Source organism: Pseudomonas sp. SJZ131, from assembly GCF_007828705.1.
Taxonomy (GTDB): domain Bacteria; phylum Pseudomonadota; class Gammaproteobacteria; order Pseudomonadales; family Pseudomonadaceae; genus Aquipseudomonas; species Aquipseudomonas prosekii.
Genome location: NZ_VIVC01000003.1, coordinates 316845 through 336782, shown reverse-complemented (window position 1 = coordinate 336782; position 19938 = coordinate 316845). Strand labels below are relative to the sequence as shown.

Below are 19938 nucleotides of genomic sequence, written 5' to 3'. Positions count from 1 at the left end.
TGAAAGCCTGCCTCGGAACTTGCCAGACTACCGGTCGTTCGGATGCCCTGTGACAGATCGCCGGACACGTGGTTAAAAAGAAAAACTGGAGCATTACCCATGAAGGCATTAGGTATGAAGTTAGCTGGCAAGACCCTCCTCGCCATGTCCCTTATGGGCGTGATGGCGGGTGCAGTTCAGGCGGATGACAAGGTCCTGCACGTGTACAACTGGTCCGATTACATCGCGCCGGATACCGTCAAGAAGTTCGAAGCCGAGTCGGGGATCAAAGTGGTCTACGACGTGTTCGACAGCAACGAAACGCTGGAAGCCAAGTTGCTCGCGGGCAAGTCCGGCTATGACATCGTTGTGCCGTCGAACAACTTCCTCGCCAAGCAGATCAAGGCCGGCGTTTACCAGAAGCTGGACAAGTCCAAGCTGCCTAACTGGAAGAACCTGAATCCGGACCTGCTCAAAGCCGTGTCGGTCAGCGACCCGGGCAACGAACATGCCTTCCCGTACATGTGGGGTTCGATCGGCATTGGCTTCAACGCCGAGAAGGTCAAGGCTGCACTGGGTGCCGATGCGCCAACCAATTCCTGGGACTTGCTGTTCAAACCTGAAAACGCTGCCAAGTTGAAATCCTGCGGCATCAGTTTCCTCGATTCGCCAACCGAGATGCTTCCGGTGGCGTTGCATTACCTGGGCTATCCAACCGACAGCCAGGACAAAAAACAACTGGCCGAAGCCGAAGCACTGTTCCTGAAGATTCGTCCTTCGGTGGGCTACTTCCACTCGTCCAAGTACATCTCCGACCTGGCCAACGGCAACATCTGCGTCGCGGTCGGTTACTCGGGTGACATTTACCAGGCCAAGTCCCGCGCGGCTGAAGCCGGTGACAAGGTGAAAGTCAGTTACAACATTCCGAAAGAAGGTGCGGGCAGCTTCTACGACATGGTCGCCATCCCTAAAGATGCCGAAAACGTCGAAGGCGCCTACAAGTTCATGACCTTCCTGCAGAAGCCGGAAATCATGGCTGAAATCACCAACGCGGTGCGTTTCCCGAACGGTAACGCTGCGGCCACGGCACTGGTCGATAAAGACATCACCAGCGACCCGGGCGTTTATCCACCGGCTGACGTATTGGCCAAGCTGTACGCGATTGCCGACCTGCCGGCCGCGACCCAGCGGATCATGACTCGCAGCTGGACCAAGATTAAATCCGGTAAGTAAGTGTTAACCCTGTAGGAGCGAGCCTGCTCGCGATGAACCTGAGAGCGCCACGTTTTATCAGGCACTCCAGCGCGATCGTTAAAGAGCATCGCGAGCAGGCTCACTCCTACAGGTTTCTGCATAAAGTTTGCTGCAAAGGTTTATCGAGGGTAAGTTGCGCGCCGGTTTTGTTGTCAGGCAGCTACGGCTGTCATGCACGCGGGGCAACTTGGGCCCAACTAATTTTAGAGGACCTCCACTTGCCTATTTTTTCTTTGTTGCGCAACGCCATGCTGGTCGGCGCCGGGTTGACACTGGCCTTCAGTGTCCAGGCTGCCGGCACTGTGCATATTTATAACTGGTCGGATTACATCGGTCCGAACACCTTGGCCGACTTCGAGAAAGAGAGTTCGATCAAGCCGGTTTACGACGTCTTCGACTCCAACGAAACCCTGGAAGGCAAGTTGCTGGCCGGGCGTACCGGTTACGACGTGGTCGTGCCGTCCAACCACTTCCTCGGCAAGCAGATCAAGGCTGGCGCTTTCCAGAAGCTCGACAAGAAACAACTGAGCAACTACGCCAACCTTGATCCGGTCTTGCTCAAGCGCCTGGAACAGAATGATCCGGGCAACTTGTACGCCGTGCCGTACCTGTGGGGCACCAACGGCATCGGTTACAACGTCGACAAAATCAAAGCCGTGCTCGGCGTCGACAAGATCGATTCGTGGAGCGTGCTGTTCGAGCCGGAGAACATCAAGAAACTGCACAGCTGCGGCGTCGCGTTCCTCGATTCCGCCGATGAAATGATGCCCACCGTTCTCAACTACATGGGCCTGAACGCCAACAGCACCGATCCCAAGGATTACAAAAAGGCTGAAGCCAAGTTGCTCGCGGTACGGCCTTACGTGACGTATTTCCACTCGTCCAAATACATCTCGGATTTGGCCAACGGCGACATCTGTATCGCCATCGGTTTCTCCGGCGACATGTTCCAGGCAAAAAACCGCGCCGAAGAAGCGAAGAAAGGCGTGAACATCGCTTACTCGATTCCGAAAGAGGGCGGGGCGCTGTGGTTCGACATGCTGGCGATTCCTAAGGACTCGGCCAATGTCAAAGAAGCGCATGCGTTCATCAACTATCTGCTCAAACCCGAAGTCATTGCCCAGGTCAGTGATTACGTGGGTTACGCCAACCCGAACCCGGCGTCGGACAAGTTGATGGAACAGTCGATTCGCACCGACGCTTCGGTTTATCCGCCGCAAGCGGTGCTCGACAAAACTTACGTATCGACCGAGTTACCACCGAACATTCAACGTTTGATGACCCGCAGCTGGACCAAGGTCAAGTCGGGCAAATAGCGGCAAGGATCAAACTAACCAAGGTTGGCTCACCTTGAGCGAACTGCACTCTTTTGTTTTGGGAGTTTCGTAAATGGCAGTTGCCTCCGGCGCCTACAAGAAAGCCCTCGAGGGCGACCAGACACCGAAACAGGTGTTGGTCAAAATCGACCGGGTCACGAAGAAGTTCGACGAGACGATTGCCGTGGACGACGTGTCCCTGGAAATCAAGAAGGGCGAAATCTTCGCCCTGCTCGGCGGTTCGGGATCGGGCAAATCCACCTTGCTGCGCATGCTCGCAGGGTTTGAACGGCCCACGGAGGGGCGCATTTTCCTCGATGGCGTGGACATCACCGATATGCCGCCGTACGAGCGGCCGATCAACATGATGTTCCAGTCCTACGCCTTGTTCCCGCACATGACCGTGGCGCAGAACATCGCGTTCGGCCTCAAGCAGGACAAGATCCCGGCGGCTGAAGTCGATGCGCGTGTGGCGGAAATGCTCAAACTGGTGCAGATGAGCCAGTTCGCCAAACGCAAACCGCATCAGTTGTCCGGCGGCCAGCGTCAGCGTGTGGCGCTGGCGCGTTCGCTGGCCAAACGGCCAAAGCTGTTGCTGCTCGACGAACCGATGGGCGCACTGGATAAAAAACTGCGTTCGCAGATGCAGCTTGAGCTGGTCGAGATCATCGAGCGCGTCGGCGTAACCTGCGTCATGGTCACCCACGACCAGGAAGAGGCCATGACCATGGCCGAACGCATTGCGATCATGCACCTGGGCTGGATCGCGCAGATCGGCAGCCCGATCGACATCTACGAAACCCCAACCAGCCGTCTGGTCTGCGAATTCATCGGCAACGTCAACATCTTCGAAGGCGAAGTGATCGACGACGCCGAGGGTTACGCGACCATCACCTGCAAAGACCTCGATCGGCAGATTTACGTCGGCCACGGCATCAGCACCTCGGTGCAGGACAAGTCGGTCACTTACGCGATTCGTCCGGAGAAACTGCTGGTCACCGCCGAGATGCCGACCTGCGAATACAACTGGTCGAGCGGCAAGGTCCACGACATCGCCTACCTCGGCGGCCATTCGGTGTTCTACGTCGAATTGCCGAGCGGCAAACTGGTGCAGTCGTTCGTGGCCAACGCCGAGCGCCGTGGCCAGCGTCCGACCTGGGGCGATCAGGTTTACGTGTATTGGGAAGACGACAGCGGCGTGGTACTTCGCTCATGAACATGCGCAAATTCAAACGCCGTATCAACCGAATAATCCCCAATGGCCGCCAACTGGTCATCGGGGTCCCGTTCATCTGGCTGTTCCTGTTCTTCATGTTGCCGTTCTTCATCGTCTTGAAGATCAGCTTCGCCGAAGCCGACGTGGCCATCCCGCCGTACACCGAGATCTACACCTTCGCCGAGCAGAAGCTGCAACTGCTGCTCAACCTCGGCAACTACGCGATGCTCGGCGACGACGAACTGTACATCGCCGCGTACCTCGGCTCGCTGAAGATGGCACTGATCAGCACCGTCCTCTGTCTGCTGATCGGCTACCCGATGGCCTACGCCATCGCCACCGCGCGCAAAGAGCTGCAAACGGTGCTGGTGTTGCTGATCATGATGCCGACCTGGACCGCGATTCTGATCCGCGTGTACGCGTGGATGGGCATCCTCAGCAACAACGGTTTGCTCAACGGTTTCCTGATGACCATGGGCTGGATCGACGAACCGCTGCAGATCCTCAATACCAACTTGGCGGTCTACATCGGCGTGGTTTATTCCTATCTGCCGTTCATGATCCTGCCGCTCTACGCCAACCTGGTGAAACACGACAACAGCCTGCTGGAAGCCGCGTCGGACCTCGGTTCGAGCACGTTCAACAGCTTCTGGAAAATCACTATTCCGCTGTCGAAAAACGGCATTGTCGCCGGGTGCATGCTGGTCTTCATTCCGGTGGTCGGCGAGTTCGTGATTCCGGAACTGCTCGGCGGTCCGGAAACCTTGATGATCGGTAAAGTGCTCTGGCAAGAATTCTTCAACAACCGTGACTGGCCGGTGGCGTCTGCCCTGGCGGTGGTGATGCTGGCGATCCTGATCGTGCCGATCATCCTGTTCAACCGCAGTCAGGCCAAGGAAATGGAGGGTAAAGAATGAAGCGCTTCCGTTTCTCGAGTTTCATGCTGATCGTCGGTTTGCTGTTCATCTACGCGCCGATGCTGATCCTGGTGATCTACTCGTTCAACGCCTCGAAACTGGTGACGGTGTGGGGCGGCTGGTCGATCAAGTGGTACGTCGGTTTGCTCGACAACACGCAACTGATGGGCTCGGTATTGCGCTCGCTGGAAATCGCCTGCTACACCGCGATTGCCGCAGTGGCACTGGGCACGCTGGCAGCGTTTGTGCTGACGCGCATCACCCACTTCAAGGGCCGCACGCTGTTCGGCGGGCTAGTGACGGCGCCGTTGGTGATGCCGGAAGTGATCACCGGTCTGTCGCTGTTGCTGTTGTTTGTGGCGATGGCGCAGATGATCGGTTGGCCGCAGGAACGCGGCATCGTCACCATCTGGATCGCGCACACGACATTCTGTGCGGCGTATGTGGCGGTGGTGGTGTCGGCGCGCTTGCGTGAGCTGGACCTGTCGATCGAAGAGGCGGCGATGGACCTCGGCGCGCGGCCGTGGAAGGTGTTTCTGCTGATCACCATTCCAATGATCGCGCCGTCGCTGGCGGCGGGCGGGATGATGTCGTTCGCGCTGTCGCTGGATGACCTGGTGCTGGCGAGTTTTGTTTCCGGGCCGGGCTCGACGACCTTGCCGATGGAAGTGTTCTCGGCGGTGCGTCTGGGCGTGAAACCGGAAATCAACGCGGTGGCGAGCCTGATTCTGCTGGCGGTGTCGATCGTGACCTTCCTGGTCTGGTTCTTCAGCCGCCGCGCCGAAGAAAACCGCAAACGCGCAATCCAGCAAGCCATCGAAGAAAGCGCCGCCGATTCGTGGAAGCAACCGGACGTGCGCCGTCCGCAAGCGCCGCAAGCGGCCTGACCCTGCAATGCTCGTTCCCCTGTGGGAGCGAGCTTGCTCGCGATAGCGGACTGTCATTCAACGCTTTCGTTGAATGTTATGCCCTCATCGCGAGCAAGCTCGCTCCCACCGTTGTTTCAGGACACCCAAGGGGATTTGCGGATGATCTCGACGAAGTTCATCGGTTTGAATCCCGGCTCGCTGTCCACCAGCACGTCCGCGTTGACCGTGCCAAACGTGGTCTCTGGTTTGTGCTTGAAGCCGTTGGCGAAGGCACACAGGATGCATTCCTTGAACCCGTCGCCACGCGGGTGAGCGTGCACCACCGCTTCACGCTGCTCGCTCGGGAACGCCGCGTAATCGATGCCGAGCACATCCATCTCGACCCCCGCCGTCACCAACGCCACGTTCGGCCGTAAATGCTGCGGCACGCCTGGAGTGGTGTGCAGGGCAATCGACAGCCAGACTTGCTCGATGTCGTCATCGCTCAAACCATACGGTTTGAGAAACGCTTTGGCAGCGTTGGCACTGTCGACTTCGAAACGCTCGCCATCGCTGCGCTGACCTTCAACCAGCCCCAAATCATGGAACATCGCGCCGACGTAAAGCAGCTCGGGGTTGTAGGCCAGTTGTTGGCGTTCACCGCTCAACGCGCCGAACAGGAACACCCGGCGCGAGTGGTGGTAAAGCAGATCGGATTCGACGTCGCGGATGTATTCGGTGGTGGCTTTGGCCAACGCGCTGTCGGGGATTTTGATGCCGGCAATGATGTTGCTCATGCTGCTTTCCTCGTGGGGAACGCCGTGGCGGCGCTGCTGGGGAAAGTCTGTTCTCGCCGCGAGCGACGAACAATCGCGGCATGCCTGCGATCCCGGCCAATGAGCATGCAAATCGCGCCAACCTCGCTAGTTGCGCGCGGATTGGCTAGGGTTGACCGCAGCGTTTGAGCTTTTTTTGTGGCGAGGGGGCTTGCCCCCGTTGGGTTGCGCAGCAGCCCTGTTTCTCGTCACCGCGTGTGCCGGAATGGGAGTGCTGCGCACTCCAACGGGGGCAAGCCCCCTCACCACAGTTTTGTATTTGCCATGTTGAAACTTGAAGTCAGAGAGGCGATTCGAGCCATGCAAAAAACCGTCGCCATCGTGGTGTTTTCCGGGGTTCAGGCGCTGGACGTCACCGGGCCCATGGATGTGTTTTCCGAGGCCAATCGTTTTCTTGCGCCGGACGATCACTATCGGCTCGAGGTCATTGGCGTCGAGCGCGGGATGATGCCGTGCTCCAACGGTTTGTCGCTCAACGCGCATCGGCATTTCAGCACCGCACTCGACGCTTACGACTTGCTACTGGTGGCGGGCGGGCCGCAGTTGCCGTTCATGAACTTTGGCGCGACGTTTGATGCCTGGCTGCGCGATGCCTGCGCGCGGGCGCGGCGTTTTGGCTCGATCTGCAACGGCGCGTTTATTCTCGCGCGTGCGGGTTTGCTCGACGGGCGCACCGTGACCACGCATTGGGACGACGCGCCTGCGCTGGCGGCGTTGTTGCCGGGCACGCAGGTCGAGGCCGATCGTTTGTACGTGCAGGACGGCGAGCTTTACACCTCGGCCGGGGTCACGGCGGGGATCGATTTGTCGCTGTATCTGCTGGCGCGCGATCACGGCCCGGAAGTCGCGCTCAGCGTCGCCAAGCGGCTGGTGGTGTTCACCCAGCGCTCGGGCGGGCAATCGCAGTTCAGCCCGTTCCTCACGCCGCACGCCGAACCGACTTCAGCGGTGGCGTTGGTGCAGCTCTACGTGCTGGCCAATCTGACTGGCGATCTGGCGCTGTCCGATTTGGCGAACGCCGCCAACATGAGCGCGCGCAATTTTTCCCGGGTGTTTGCCAAGGAAGCCAAAGTGACGCCGGCGGAGTTTGTCGAGCGGGCGCGCGTGGATGCGGCGCGGGTGTTGCTGGAAAGCACGCGTTCGCCGTTGAAAACCGTGGCCTATCAATGCGGCTTTCGCGACGCCCAGCACATGCGCAGCGTGTTCAACCGCCGACTGGGCGTGACGCCGCAGCAATTTCGCCGCAACTTCACCGCGATGGTCTAGGCAAAACACCGACCTTGTGGGAGCGAGCTTGCTGTGGCGAGGGGGCTTGCCCCCGTTGGAGTGCAAAGCACTCCCAAATCCATAAACCGCGGTGTGCCTGATGCAACCGGGTTGGGGATTTGGGGTTGCTTCGCAACCCAACGGGGGCAAGCCCCCTCGCCACAGTTTTCGCTTCAGTTTTTCAGGGTGTCATACGCCTCGAGCGTGCGCAGCGAGTAGATGTACGCCGCGCCGGCATTCAGCGAAATTGCAGTGGCCAGGGTCGCCGCGACTTCCTCACGACTGGCGCCAGCCTTGATCGCCGCTGCCGTGTGCGAAGCGATACAGCCGTCGCAGCGCGTGGTGATCGCCACCGCAATCGAGATCAACTCGCGGGTTTTCACATCCAGCACATCGTTTTCGGCAGCGGCCTCGCCCAGCGCCATGTAGGCCTTGACCATTTTCGGGTTGCTTTTGCCCAGCGCGCCAAAGGCTTTCTGGATGGTGGGCAGCAGTTCGGACCAGTTATTGAACATTGCATTAACTCCTGAGCAGGTTGGGTGTACTGTTTCGACACGCTCAGTTTTGCCCTTTGGCGCGGCCCGGTTTTGTCCGATGCGCTCAGTCATTTCTTCGATGCGCTCAAATGAATCCGATCGATAAACTCATTACCCTCGCCAACGTGCGCGGGACTCTGGATTTGCGCTGCCAATTCCAGGGCGACTGGGCGCTGGCCCACGAGCAGGAAGTGTTGGGCAAGGCGCCGTATCACATCGTGCTGGCCGGCGATTGCCGCGTCGAATTCCCCGACGGCCAGCGTCTGCCGATGCGCGCCGGGGATATTCTGCTGCTGCCCGGCGGTACGCCCCACGTTATCCACAGCCCCGGCAAAACCGTTGCGCCCAGCGACCGGCAAATCATCCGTGGCGGTGCGTTGCCGGTGCATCGCATCGGCAACGCCAGCCCGGACCTGGACATGCTCTGCGGCACTTTTCACTACAACCGCGCCTCACTGCTGTTTGCCTCGCTGCCGGATTATCTGGTAATCCCCAGCGGCGCACTGCCAGCCAACGGGCCGTTGCCGGCGCTGGTCGAGGTGCTGCGCGGCGAGGCGGACGGCAATCAGGCGGGGGCGAAGTTCTTGCTCGACGCGTTGTCGCAAGCCTTGTTCACCCTGATGCTGCGCGCGCATCTGGCAACGCTCGGCCCGGCCAGCGGTGCGCTGGCGTTACTCGCCGACAAACGCCTCGGCCGCGCCTGGCAAGCGATGCTCGCGGACCCGGCGCACGAGTGGACCATCGACAGCCTCGCCGACGCCGCGAACATGTCCCGCGCGACGTTCATGCGGGCGTTCGTGAAAGTGGCGGGGGTTTCGCCGTGGGTGTTGCTGACGCAGATTCGGATGGAATTGGCGTTCAGTCTGCTCAGCCAATCGCACCTGGGTTTGAGCGATATCGCGTTGCAGGTCGGCTACCAATCGCAAGCGGCGTTCAGCAAGAAATTCAAGGAGATCTACGGCGAAGCGCCGGGTCGGGTGCGGCGCGGGATTTAGATCTTCGGCGCCAATGATGGCCTCTTCGCGGGCAAGCCTCGCTCCTGCGGACGGTGAGATCTGTAGGAGCGAGGCTTGCCCGCGAAGACGGCAGTACAAACAACAAAAAACTACCGCGCGGGCAATAGCTTCAACGTGCTGCGCGTATTCGCCGTGACTTCTTCATCGCTGAAATGCGCCTGCACGTACATGCCGTCGATATACGCCTCAGCCTGATCCTCATAGTGCCGATCAAACGGCACGCCACTTTGCCCGACCGGGTTGATGGTCAGGCTGTGCGCCGCGTCGGCGAAGTCGATCAGCCGCCGCGTCGATGGCCCGTAAGTCACCGGCCACGGCGCCGGGCCGATTTTCGCCGAAAGGTTGTTCGGCACTTCGTGGGTGCCGGGTGCCTCGAACGGGCCGACGTTGAAAATCCGCTCCAACGGCTTTTGCGTGCCCAACGGATGACCATGAGTCAGCGTGTGCGCCTTGCCCCACAGCCATTGCGCAGAATCGGCGCCGAGCGTGGTTTTCAGATGCGCGATGCTCGCCTGCCAGGCGACTTTGACCGTGTCGGCGCGGGTCTCTTTGGCGGGCGTGGCGCGGTTGTCCCACCACGGCGAATCGGCGCTGGCAGCCAGGCGCGGCAACGCGGCGTCGATCACGCGGGTGGAAAGCAGGGTTTCGAAAAAGTCATTGCCCAGCTCATCGCGCAGCGTCGCGTCGGTGAGGTTGAACAGAAACTGGTTGAACAGCGTGGCGCTGATCGAGTCCAGCGGATAGTCGCCCGGCCACAACGCCAGTTGTTCAAGCAGTTTGCGCTCGGCCGGGTCGCTGACCACCTCACGCAATATCGGCAGCAGCGGCGCGAGCAGGCGCGGGCCGTACGCGGTGGTGGTGCCCAGTTGCAGCTGCTGATTGGCCTCGTTGTCCCACTTCACGTTTTTGTCGCTGAGTTGGCGATTCAGCTGCTGGCCGCGATCAGCCAGGTTGTAGTAACCGGGGATTTCCATGCCGGTCGGCGAAACCGGCTGGAAGTTGGCCGAGACGATGTAGCCGCGCGCCGGGTTTTCTTCCTGCGGGTTGGCGTTGAACGGGTAAAAACCTTCCTTGTCCGGCTGATTGCTGCTGCCGTCGAGGATGAAACCCGGCTTGACCCCGGCCGGCCGCTTGGGCAATAACGCCGCAGCCCACCAACCGATATCACCCTTGGCATTGGCGTAAACGATGTTCAGCCCCGGCGCTTGCACCTTGGCTGCGGCGGCGCGCGCCTTGGCCAGCGTGTCGGCGCGGTTGAGTTGGTAGAAGCCTTCGAGAATCGGGTTCGGCGTTTCCAGAAACGCCCACCACATCGCAATCGGCGTTTTGCCTGCAGCAGTGCCGAGCGCGTCGTTGATGATCGGCCCGTGCGGCGATTGACGCAGGGTCAGCGTGACCGGCGCCTGACCTTTCACGGCGATCTGCTGTTCGCTGTTGAGCAGGTCCACCCACTGGCCGCGATACCAGACCTGATTCGGATTGTCCGGGTTGACCTTCTCGGCGATCAGGTCCAGATCGTCGTTCTGGAACATGGTCAGGCTCCAGCCGAAATCCAGGTTGTGCCCCAGAAACGCAAACGGCACCAGCGCCTGATGATGCCCGTACAACTCGAAACCCGGCGCCGACAATTGCGCCTCGTACCACACCGACGGAACCGAAAAGCGTATGTGCGGATCACCGGCCAACAGCGGTTTGCCGCTCTTGCTGCGATTGCCGGCGATGGCCCAGGCGTTGCTGCCCTCGAACTGCGGCAAGCCGTTGTCGGCCAGCGCCTGTTCGCTCAAACGGGCGAGGGCGTTGAGGTCTTTCCAATCGCTGGCGGCGAGGGCCACGCCGGGTTGGCTGTGGGTTTTGGCGAGGACGCCGTTGGGCTGCCAGTCGAGGTCGAAGATGTTCAGGTAATCGGCGCCGAGCTGATCGCGCACGTACGTCATCAACGGCTCGGTGCGAAACGCGGCGGCAAAACTGTAGGCCATGTAACCGGCGACGCTGATGCTGTCTTCAGCGGTGAACGGGCGTTTAGGGATGCCCAGCACGTCAAACTCGACCGGCGCGGCGTGGCTGTCCTGATATTGGTTGATCCCGTCCAGATACGCTTGCAGGGCTTTCCACGCCGGCGACTGGCGATCCAGTGCGGCGACATAACGGTCAGCGCGTTCGCGGATGCGCAGGCTACGGAACAGTTTGTCGGTGTCGAGCAGTTTCGGCCCGAGAACTTCCGCCAGTTCACCACGAGCGAGACGGCGCATGGCTTCCAGCTGAAACAAGCGGTCTTGGGCGTGGATGTAGCCGAGGGCGCGATAAAGGTCGGTTTCATTCTCGGCGCGCAAGTGCGGCACGCCGCGCTCGTCGTAGCGCACAGTCACCGAGCCTTGCAGGTTGCGCAACTCGACCTGGCCCTGGCGTGTCGGCTGCTTGCTGTACAGATAAACGCCGACGCCAACGGCCAGCGCGATGATCAGCAAGGCAAGTACGGTCAGGACGCGCTTCATGGTGACTCCCTGTTCTTCTGGCGAACCGCTTTTCTGCATGGCCGCCGCTGTGAGCTGCCAACGTTTAGCACAGACCTCCCGTGCCGGGCACTGTGGTCCTTGAATAGTCCGGAATGCCTTACTGCGTTTGCACCGGCCACGGGCAATAGCAACCCACCGCCAGCGTGTGCGTCGCGCTGACGCTGCGGCCCTGGTTCAACGCTTGCAGGATCGGTTCGATAAAGCTGTTGCTGGAGTTGCAGGTCAGGCCTTCGCTGTACGGGCCGAAATAGGCGAGTTTTCCGGCGCGGTCCCAGATCGCTACGGCGGGGCTGGCCGGGATCTGCTCGGAGCCGGGCAACACGTTGATGCTTTTCAGGCTGCTCAAGGTGCTGGGCAATTGGCCGTGGCTGCCAGGTTTTTGCACTGCGTAAAACTCGACGCCTTGCGGCACGTAGTGCTCGACCAGTTCGCTGAGGTGCTGTTGATTGCCGACATTGCACGGGCAGGCCGGGTCCCAGAAATGCACGAGGCGGATCGCGCCGGGGCCGGCGAGGTCGTCGGGCAGGCGCAGCGGGTCGCCGGAAAACACTGCCGTGTGTTCGCTGAACGCGCGCAAGTAGCGGCCCTGAAACCAGTCGTAAGCCGCCCACAACACGCCGGCGCACACGAGGGCGAGCAGGCTGGCAAGCAGAGTGGTGCGGTAGGCCGGACGCATGGCTTTCAATCCTCGAAGATCGCCCAGCTTGCCATGCTTGCCGCGACAGATGAATATCGCAGGCCCATAAAGTCTGTTTCGTGCTCTGGAATAACCCATGCCTGCCACTTTCGATCCCGATCACCTACGCGCCAGCCTGCGGCCATTGGCCGAGTGGCAGCCGTTGTCGGCGCAGGGCCAGGCGTACCAGCATTTTTATGCTTTGGACTTTCCGGGCCGCGCGTTGCGCCAGGGTCTGGGGCGTTTTCAGGTGGCGGAATATGAGGTGGTCGGCCAGGTCTGGTGGCCGGAGCGGGCGAAAGCGACGTTGTTTGTGTTTCACGGTTTCTACGATCACACCGGTTTGTATCGGCATGTGATCGAATGGGCGCTGGATCAGGGTTTTGCGGTGATCGCCTGCGATTTGCCGGGGCACGGCTTGTCCAGCGGCGAGCGCGCGAGCATCAAGGATTTCGCCGAGTATCAGGACACCCTGCAAGGCTTGTTCGTCGAAGCGCAAACGCTGGGTCTGCCGCAACCGTGGCACCTCTGCGGGCAGAGCACTGGCGGCGCGATCGTGATCGATCATGTGCTCAATCACGGCGTCGATAGTCCGGCGCAGGGCCAGGTTATTTTGCTCTCGCCGCTGGTTCGGCCACGGGCGTGGGGCTGGTCGCAGCTGAGTTATCACGTGCTGCGGCCGTTCGTCAAAGGCATCGCACGGCGCTTCAGCGAGAATTCCAATGACCCGGCGTTCCTGCCGTTTCTGCAGGCCGATCCGTTGCAGCCGCTGCGTTTGCCGACGGCTTGGGTCGGGGCGCTGCGGCGCTGGATCAGGCGTGTCGAAGGGGCGCCGAAAAGTTTGCGGCGACCGCTGATTGTGCAGGGGCAAGCGGACATGACGGTGGATTGGCAGCATAACCTTGCAGTGCTGAACGCCAAGTTCGATCGGCCGCAGGTGTTGATGCTGCCGTTGGCGCGGCATCATTTGGCGAATGAGACGGCGGCGTTGCGGGAGGAGTATTTCGGGTTTTTGACCAAGCGGATCAAGGGGCGGAATCTTTAGCGGCCTTACCAGCCTCTTCGCGGGCAAGCCTCGCTCCTACATTTGGAATGCATATCCCCTGTAGGAGCGAGGCTTGCCCGCGAAGGCGATCTATCAAGAACCAAAAAATCACTGGGTAGGGCTAAAAATCCTACTGCCCCACCGCCAACCCCGCGCGAATCGCCGCCAGCGCAGCCTGGTAATACGCTTTGCCTTCCGCCGACTCGGCGAACGTTGCGAATTCTTCCAGTTCGTTATCCGACAAGTCGCGATAGACGTAGAGCAGCGTGTTGTTGAGGTCGGCGCTCATTTGATCCATCAAGCGCTGGCGCTGCCCGTTCAACATGCCCGGCGCCTGACCGCCACCGAGCAAACCGGGGATCATCGAACTCAAGCTGTCAGCGGCGATGCCGGCAATCGCCAGGGTCACTTCGGCGCCGGCCTCGCGGGCGGGCAGGGCCTGGGCGAGGTGGCCGATGATCAGCAGGCGGCTGTCACTGGCCTGGATCTTGGGCAAGCCCGTGGCATTTTTCGCCAGTTGATCGCGGCGAGTCGCGAGCAATTCGGCAGCGACGATCTTCTTGCCCAGCGGCGACTGGAAAAACGTCAGTGCCGGTTTCGGATCGGCGAGGGTCTGGCGAAATTGCGCTTCGGCGCGCTGATCCATGGCTTGCGGGGCGAAACGCTGGTTGCTGTTGTTCAGCAATGCCTGAAACACCGCTGGCGGCAGGCTGTTCTGGTAGCGCTGCTGCGCGGCCGACAGGGCTTCGTTGAAATGCGCGCGTTGTTCTGGCCAACCGGCGACCTTGTACAACTGGTCATGGTCGTCTGCCCACGCGGGCAAAACGCAGAACATCAGCAGTGAGAAAAGCAAACGGCGCATAGGGACTCCTGTCAGCAGGCGACTATTCTCCGTGCGGTACAAGAACTTGTCGAGAATTCGTATCAGCCCGCTGCGCGGCTCTGTCGGATTTGCAGGCACAGGAATACTATGCGCGCCATGCAAATATCCTCTGATCACCCACTGCTGTTGCGTATCGTCGACGACCTGGCCGAACGGGGCTGGTCGCAGCAGAATATTTTCCTGCCTCTGGGTCTGACCCGGGAGTTGGCGGCTGAGTGCCGTAAACGTGCAGCCGAGGGTGAGTTGGCGCCGGCAGCGGTAGGCCGGGGGCCGACGTCGGAGATTCGCGAAGGCATTCGCGGCGACCATATTCAGTGGCTCGAACCAGGTGAAGCCGAGTCCTGCGACAGCTACCTGAGCCTGATGGACAGCCTGCGCGAGGCGATGAACCGAGGTTTGTTCCTCGGTCTGGAAGACTTCGAAAGCCACTTCGCGATGTACCCGCCCGGCGCGTTCTACCTCCGGCATGTCGACCGTTTCCGTGACGACGACCGGCGAATGGTGTCGGCGGTGATTTACCTCAACGACGCCTGGCTGCCGGAGCACGGCGGCGAATTGCGCATGTATTTGAAGGACGACGTCGAGCACAACGTGGTGCCCATCGGCGGCTGCCTGGTGGTGTTCCTTTCCGGCGAAGTGCCTCACGAAGTCATGCCCGCGACCCGTGATCGCCTGTCATTGACCGGGTGGTTTCGCCGGCGCGGCAGCGAGCCGTTCTGATCATGCAAAAGATTCTGGTAAGCCGCTGCCTGCTCGGTCACCGCGTGCGCTACGACGGCGGGGCGAGTGGGCCGTTTGATCTGTTGGACCAGTGGATCGCCGAAGGTCGGGTGGTGCCGTTGTGCCCGGAAGTCGCGGGCGGGCTGCCGACGCCGCGCGCGGCGGCGGAAATACCGGGCGGGCAGGGCGCTGAAGTGCTTGATGGCCAGGCTTTGGTGATCACCACTGACGGCGAGGACGTCAGCGCGGCGTTTCTGTCGGGGGCATGGCAGGCGCTGGAACTGGTGCAAAAGCACGCGATCCGGATTGCCGTGTTGAAGGCCAACAGCCCGTCGTGCGGGAATCTGCTGACCTATGACGGCACGTTCAGCGGCGTGAAAGTCGCCGGCGAAGGCGTGACGGCGGCGTTGCTCAAGCGCCATGGCGTGCAAGTGTTCAGTGAGCTGGAGTTGATTGAGGCGGCGCTGGCTTTGAGAGCTTTGAGCTGATCCTGAATCCACCCCTCACCCTAACCCTCTCCCCAGAGGGTAGAGGGGACTGACCGAGTTGTCCTTGGAGCTACATCGACCTGAATGACCGAGTTGAACTCAAGTCTTGAAAAAAGCAGGTCTACTGCGATCCAACGCCGAACTCAGGCCTTGAAGGCCATGGAGATCGGCTCCCTTTCCCCTCTCCCCAGAGGGTAGAGGGGACTGACCGAGTTGTCCTTGGCGCTACATCGACCTGAATGACCGAGTTGAACTCAAGTCTTGAAAAAAGCAGGTCTACTGCGATCAAACGCCGAACTCAGGCCTTGAAGGCCATGGAGATCAGCTCCCTTTCCCCTCTCCCCAGAGGGTAGAGGGGACTGACCGAGTTGTCCTTGGAGCTACATCGACCTGAATGACCGAGTTGAACTCAAGTCTTGAAAAAAGCAGATCTACTGCGATCAAACGCCGAACTCAGGCCTTGAAGGCCATGGAGATCGGCTCCCTTTCCCCTCTCCCCAGAGGGTAGAGGGGACTGACCGAGTTGTCCTTGGAGCTACATCGACCTGAATGACCAAGTTGAACTCAAGTCTTGAAAAAAGCAGGTCCACCGCGATCAAACGCTGAACTCAGGCCCTGAAGACGATGGAGATCGGCTCCCTTACCCCTCTCCCAAGAGGGTAGAGGGGACTGACCGAGTTGTCCTTGGAGCTACATCGACCTGAATGACCGAGTTGAACTCAAGTCTTGAAAAAAGCAGGTCTACTGCGATCAAGCGCCGAACTCAGGCCTTGAAGACCATGGAGATCGGCTCCCTTTCCCCTCTCCCCAGAGGGTAAAGGGGACTGACCGAGTTGTCCTTGGGGCTACATCGACCTGAATGACCGAGTTGAACTCAAGTCTTGAAAAAAGCAGATCTACTGCGATCAAACGCCGAATTCAGGCCTTGAAGACCATGGAGATCGGCTCCCTTTCCCCTCTCCCCAGAGGGTAGAGGGGACTGCCCGAGTTGTCCTTGGGGCTACATCGACCTGAATTACCGAGTTGAACTCAAGTCTTGAAAAAAGCAGATCTACTGCGATCAAACGCCGAACTCAGGCCTTGAAGACCATGGAGATCGGCTCCCTTTCCCCTCTCCCCAGAGGGTAGAGGGGACTGACCGAGTTGTCCTTGGAGCTACATCGACCTCAATTACCGAGTTGAACTCAAGTCTTGAAAAAAGCAGGTCTATTGCGATCAAACGCCGAATTCAGGCCTTGAAGACCATGGAGATCGGCTCCCTTTACCCTCTCCCCAGAGGGCAGAGGGGACTGACCGAGCCGTCCTTGGCGCTACATCGACCTGAATGACCGAGTTGAACTCAAGTCTTGAAAAAAGCAGGTCTACTGCGATCAAACGCCGAACTCAGGCCTTGAAGACCATGGAGATCGGCTCTCTTTACCCTCTCCCCAGAGGGTAGAGGGGGCTGACCGAGTTGTCCTTGGGGCTACATCGACCTGAATGACCGAGTTGAACTCAAGTCTTGAAAAAAGCAGGTCTACTGCGATCAAACGCCGAACTCAGGCCTTGAAGACCATGGAGGTCGGCTCCCTTTACCCTCTCCCCAGAGGGTAGAGGGGACTGACCGAGTTGTCCTTGGCGCTACATCGACCTGAATGACCGAGTTGAACTCAAGTCTTGAAAAAAGCAGGTCTGCCGCGATCAAACGCCGAACTCAGGCCTTGAAGACCATGGAGATCGGCTCCCTTTCCCCTCTCCCCTCTGGGGAGAGGGTTGGGGTGAGGGGTGGATCTAAAGGCCTCAAAAATCTCAGGGCTTGGGCTCTACACTCGTATCCGCCCCGAACCATTTCTGCGTCAACGCCTCCAGCCTTCCATCGGCCTTGATCCGTTGCAGCGCGTTGTCCAGGCTTGCGTGAAACGCCGGGTTACCTTTCTGGAACGGAATCGCCAGGCTTACCGGCTCGCTGGCCTTCGGCGCCTCGGCGTTCAACGATTGCACCAGCAGCATCGACTGCGGTTGCGCCGGTTTCTGCGCGATCAATTGCGCATCGGTGTGGCTGTAAGGCTGGCTGAAGTCGAAACGATCCTTGAGTTCCGCGGTCATTGCTATGTGGTTGATGGCGACGTCGTACTTGCCGGTTTCGACACCGGGCAGCATGTCGCCGTTATCGGTGACGACGAAATCGGCGCGCACATCCAGCTCATTGGCCAGCAACTGACCCAACTCGACTTCGAACCCGGTCAGTTTGCCGTCGTCCTTGAAATTGAAGGGCGGTGTATTAGCCTCTAAAGCGATGCGCAATTCACCGCGATCGAACACATCGTCAATCAGTTCGGCATGAGCCAACGGGCTCAAAAGGGGTAGCAGGCAGATCAGGCCAGGCAAAAAGCGCATGGTCACTCCTTTGAATTCATTATTGCGATGCTCTGATTCAGGCTCGCTTTGCTATGGTTGTCGAGGTCCTTCGACAACGAATGGCCGTGAAGTTGTCACGGCCGTGCGGATTTTACGGAAAAACTGGAGAAGAGAATGAAAACGTTCATGTCACGAGCTGCGTTGGCTGGCCTGTTGATGGGTGCTTCGATGCTGGCCACGGCCGCCACGCCGGCCCCCAAGGGCGCCGAAGCGTTCATTGTTTCCCCGGAAGACGGCGCCACCATCAAACAGGACGCGGTAATCAAGTTCGGCGTCAAGGACATCTCCCTGGCGCCTGCCGGTGACACGACTGCGCATTCAGGTCACCACCATTTGCTGATCGACACCGCGCCGATTGCTGCCGGTCAAGTCATCCCGGTAGATGCCAAACATGTGCATTTTGGCAAGGCGCAGACGGAAGTGAAGGTTTCCGATCTGAAACTGACTCCAGGCAAACACACTTTGCAGCTGGAGTTGGGCGACAAGGGACACATGGCTTTCGAGCCGCCAATCGTTTCGAAAAAGATCACCGTCAACGTCGAATGATGTTTTCGCAAGCATGAAAAAGGGAGCCCGAAGGCTCCCTTTTTTTATCGCTCAAGCAACTGTCAGAACAACACCCGGCAACGAATGGTGCCGTTGATGTGCTGCAGTTTCTCCTGGGCGATTTCCGAGTAATCGGCGTCGACGTCGATTACGACGTAGCCGACTTTCTCGTTGGTCTGCAGGAACTGGCCGGAAATGTTGATACCGTTTTCGGCAAAAACCTTGTTGATCTCGCTCATCACGCCCGGAATGTTCTCGTGGATGTGCAGCAAACGGTGCTTGCCAGGGTGAGCCGGCAGGGCCACTTCCGGGAAGTTGACCGACGACACCGACGTACCGTTGTCGCTGTACTTGACCAGTTTTTCCGCCACTTCCAGACCAATGTTGGCTTGCGCTTCAGCGGTGGAGCCGCCGATGTGCGGGGTCAGGATCACGTTGTCGAGGCCACGCAACGGGCTTTCGAACTCTTCGTCGTTGGAGCGTGGCTCCACCGGGAAGACGTCGATGGCCGCGCCGATCAGGTGCTTGTCCTTGATCGCGTCCGCCAGTGCTTCGAGCTCGACCACGGTGCCGCGCGCCGCGTTGATCAGAATGCCGCCCTTCTTGATGGCGCGGATTTCCTTCTCGCCGATCATCCACTGGGTGGCAGCGGTTTCCGGAACGTGCAGGGTGACGATGTCAGACATGCCCAGCAGATCGGTCAACTTGCCGACCTGCGTCGCGTTGCCCAACGGCAGCTTGGTCACGGTGTCATAGAAGAACACCTGCATGCCCAGGCCTTCGGCCAGAACCGACAACTGCGTGCCGATCGAGCCGTAACCGACGATGCCGAGCTTCTTGCCGCGGATCTCGAAGGAGTTGGCCGCGCTCTTGATCCAGCCGCCACGGTGGCAGGAAGCGTTTTTCTCAGGGATGCCGCGCAGCAACAGGATCGCTTCGGCCAGCACCAGCTCGGCCACGGAGCGGGTGTTGGAGTACGGCGCGTTGAACACGGCAATACCGCGTTCGCGGGCAGCGTTCAGGTCAACCTGGTTGGTGCCGATGCAGAAACAGCCGACCGCGACGAGTTTCTTCGCGTGATCGAAGATTTCTTCGGTCAGCTGCGTGCGGGAGCGAATGCCGATGAAGTGTGCATCAGCGATCTTTTCCTTCAGCTGGGCTTCCGGCAGAGAACCGGTGAGGTACTCGATGCTGGTGTAGCCAGCCGACTTGAGAACGTCGACAGCCGATTGGTGGACGCCTTCGAGAAGAAGGAACTTGATCTTGCTCTTATCGAGAGAAGTCTTGCTCATCTGCGTAAACCTGTATCCCGGAGAAAAATGGCAGGAAATAGCCAGCAGACGCTGACCCGGACGGCAGGAAAGCCGTCGCCGCAGAATAGCCGTTGGGCACTACCCTGCGGGGTCGGTATGCTAGCATACGCACCCCGCTAAACACTCATTCCTGCGACGTGAAGCGTTCTCAGGATGACCATGAATTGTTCGAG

At 59.7% G+C, this 19938-nt stretch carries 18 protein-coding genes; 11 read left to right on the top strand and 7 right to left on the bottom strand.

Features of this window, described 5'->3' with window-relative positions; translation table 11 throughout:
• Nucleotides 1–114: 114 nt before the first annotated feature.
• From FBY12_RS15735 to FBY12_RS15715, 5 genes are all read left to right on the top strand, one after another.
• Nucleotides 115–1212 carry a polyamine ABC transporter substrate-binding protein gene (locus FBY12_RS15735; protein WP_121733328.1) on the top strand — a complete coding sequence of 366 codons (1098 nt, stop codon included), beginning with the start codon at nt 115–117 and terminating at the stop codon, nt 1210–1212.
• 239 nt (nt 1213–1451) lie between these two features.
• Nucleotides 1452–2549 carry a polyamine ABC transporter substrate-binding protein gene (locus FBY12_RS15730; RefSeq protein WP_145253797.1) on the top strand — a complete coding sequence of 366 codons (1098 nt, stop codon included), beginning with the start codon at nt 1452–1454 and terminating at the stop codon, nt 2547–2549.
• A gap of 73 nt (nt 2550–2622) precedes the next feature.
• Nucleotides 2623–3765, top strand: a complete 1143-nt coding sequence (locus tag FBY12_RS15725; protein ID WP_109502942.1) for an ABC transporter ATP-binding protein — start codon at nt 2623–2625, stop codon at nt 3763–3765.
• A 35-nt stretch (nt 3766–3800) separates the two neighbouring features.
• Nucleotides 3801–4682, top strand: a complete 882-nt coding sequence (locus tag FBY12_RS15720) for an ABC transporter permease subunit (RefSeq protein ID WP_178076580.1) — start codon at nt 3801–3803, stop codon at nt 4680–4682.
• A complete protein-coding gene (locus FBY12_RS15715) occupies nt 4679–5569 on the top strand; it encodes an ABC transporter permease subunit (RefSeq protein WP_092276566.1) in 891 nt (296 codons plus the stop codon). The genes FBY12_RS15720 and FBY12_RS15715 overlap by 4 nt, the downstream gene beginning before the upstream one ends.
• A gap of 116 nt (nt 5570–5685) precedes the next feature.
• Here FBY12_RS15715 and FBY12_RS15705 read toward each other — a convergent pair whose 3' ends face one another.
• Nucleotides 5686–6327 (bottom strand): HD domain-containing protein, encoded by a 642-nt coding sequence (locus tag FBY12_RS15705; protein WP_145253794.1) that lies wholly within the window; start codon nt 6325–6327, stop codon nt 5686–5688.
• A 339-nt stretch (nt 6328–6666) separates the two neighbouring features.
• Between FBY12_RS15705 and FBY12_RS15700 the strand changes: the two genes are divergently transcribed.
• The gene (locus FBY12_RS15700) at nt 6667–7632 is read left to right on the top strand and encodes a GlxA family transcriptional regulator (RefSeq protein ID WP_145253790.1); all 966 of its coding nucleotides are present in this window, start codon (nt 6667–6669) and stop codon (nt 7630–7632) included.
• Between the two features lie 173 nt (nt 7633–7805).
• Here the strand turns inward: FBY12_RS15700 and FBY12_RS15690 are convergent, their stop codons facing one another.
• Nucleotides 7806–8147 (bottom strand): carboxymuconolactone decarboxylase family protein, encoded by a 342-nt coding sequence (locus tag FBY12_RS15690; protein ID WP_092276575.1) that lies wholly within the window; start codon nt 8145–8147, stop codon nt 7806–7808.
• Nucleotides 8148–8257: 110 nt separating this feature from the next.
• Here FBY12_RS15690 and FBY12_RS15685 point away from each other — a divergent pair, with 110 nt between their 5' ends.
• Nucleotides 8258–9163, top strand: a complete 906-nt coding sequence (locus tag FBY12_RS15685) for an AraC family transcriptional regulator (protein WP_145253787.1) — start codon at nt 8258–8260, stop codon at nt 9161–9163.
• 110 nt (nt 9164–9273) lie between these two features.
• On the opposite strand, the gene FBY12_RS15680 is transcribed toward FBY12_RS15685, so the two are convergent.
• Both FBY12_RS15680 and FBY12_RS15675 read right to left on the bottom strand, forming a co-directional pair.
• Nucleotides 9274–11676, bottom strand: coding sequence for a penicillin acylase family protein (locus tag FBY12_RS15680; RefSeq protein ID WP_145253784.1), 2403 nt, complete (start codon nt 11674–11676; stop codon nt 9274–9276).
• 118 nt (nt 11677–11794) lie between these two features.
• A complete protein-coding gene (locus FBY12_RS15675) occupies nt 11795–12373 on the bottom strand; it encodes a DUF6436 domain-containing protein (protein ID WP_145253781.1) in 579 nt (192 codons plus the stop codon).
• 97 nt (nt 12374–12470) lie between these two features.
• On the opposite strand from FBY12_RS15675, the gene FBY12_RS15670 reads away from it, so the two are divergent.
• Nucleotides 12471–13418 (top strand): alpha/beta hydrolase, encoded by a 948-nt coding sequence (locus FBY12_RS15670; RefSeq protein WP_145253778.1) that lies wholly within the window; start codon nt 12471–12473, stop codon nt 13416–13418.
• Nucleotides 13419–13548: 130 nt separating this feature from the next.
• On the opposite strand, the gene FBY12_RS15665 is transcribed toward FBY12_RS15670, so the two are convergent.
• Nucleotides 13549–14280: a DUF2059 domain-containing protein gene (locus FBY12_RS15665; protein WP_092276591.1), complete on the bottom strand. Its 732-nt coding sequence runs from the start codon at nt 14278–14280 to the stop codon at nt 13549–13551.
• 108 nt (nt 14281–14388) lie between these two features.
• On the opposite strand from FBY12_RS15665, the gene FBY12_RS15660 reads away from it, so the two are divergent.
• Together FBY12_RS15660 and FBY12_RS15655 are read left to right on the top strand one after the other, a co-directional pair.
• On the top strand, nt 14389–15021 hold the full coding sequence (locus tag FBY12_RS15660; protein ID WP_145253775.1) for a 2OG-Fe(II) oxygenase: 633 nt from the start codon (nt 14389–14391) through the stop codon (nt 15019–15021).
• A 2-nt stretch (nt 15022–15023) separates the two neighbouring features.
• Nucleotides 15024–15509: a DUF523 domain-containing protein gene (locus FBY12_RS15655; protein ID WP_145253772.1), complete on the top strand. Its 486-nt coding sequence runs from the start codon at nt 15024–15026 to the stop codon at nt 15507–15509.
• Nucleotides 15510–17297: 1788 nt separating this feature from the next.
• On the opposite strand, the gene FBY12_RS15650 is transcribed toward FBY12_RS15655, so the two are convergent.
• The gene (locus FBY12_RS15650) at nt 17298–17885 is read right to left on the bottom strand and encodes a transporter substrate-binding domain-containing protein (protein WP_121733229.1); all 588 of its coding nucleotides are present in this window, start codon (nt 17883–17885) and stop codon (nt 17298–17300) included.
• Nucleotides 17886–18020: 135 nt separating this feature from the next.
• On the opposite strand from FBY12_RS15650, the gene FBY12_RS15645 reads away from it, so the two are divergent.
• On the top strand, nt 18021–18452 hold the full coding sequence (locus tag FBY12_RS15645) for a DUF4399 domain-containing protein (RefSeq protein ID WP_145253769.1): 432 nt from the start codon (nt 18021–18023) through the stop codon (nt 18450–18452).
• Between the two features lie 62 nt (nt 18453–18514).
• Here the strand turns inward: FBY12_RS15645 and serA are convergent, their stop codons facing one another.
• Nucleotides 18515–19744, bottom strand: a complete 1230-nt coding sequence (gene serA, locus FBY12_RS15640; RefSeq protein WP_092276607.1) for a phosphoglycerate dehydrogenase — start codon at nt 19742–19744, stop codon at nt 18515–18517.
• Nucleotides 19745–19938: the final 194 nt, after the last annotated feature.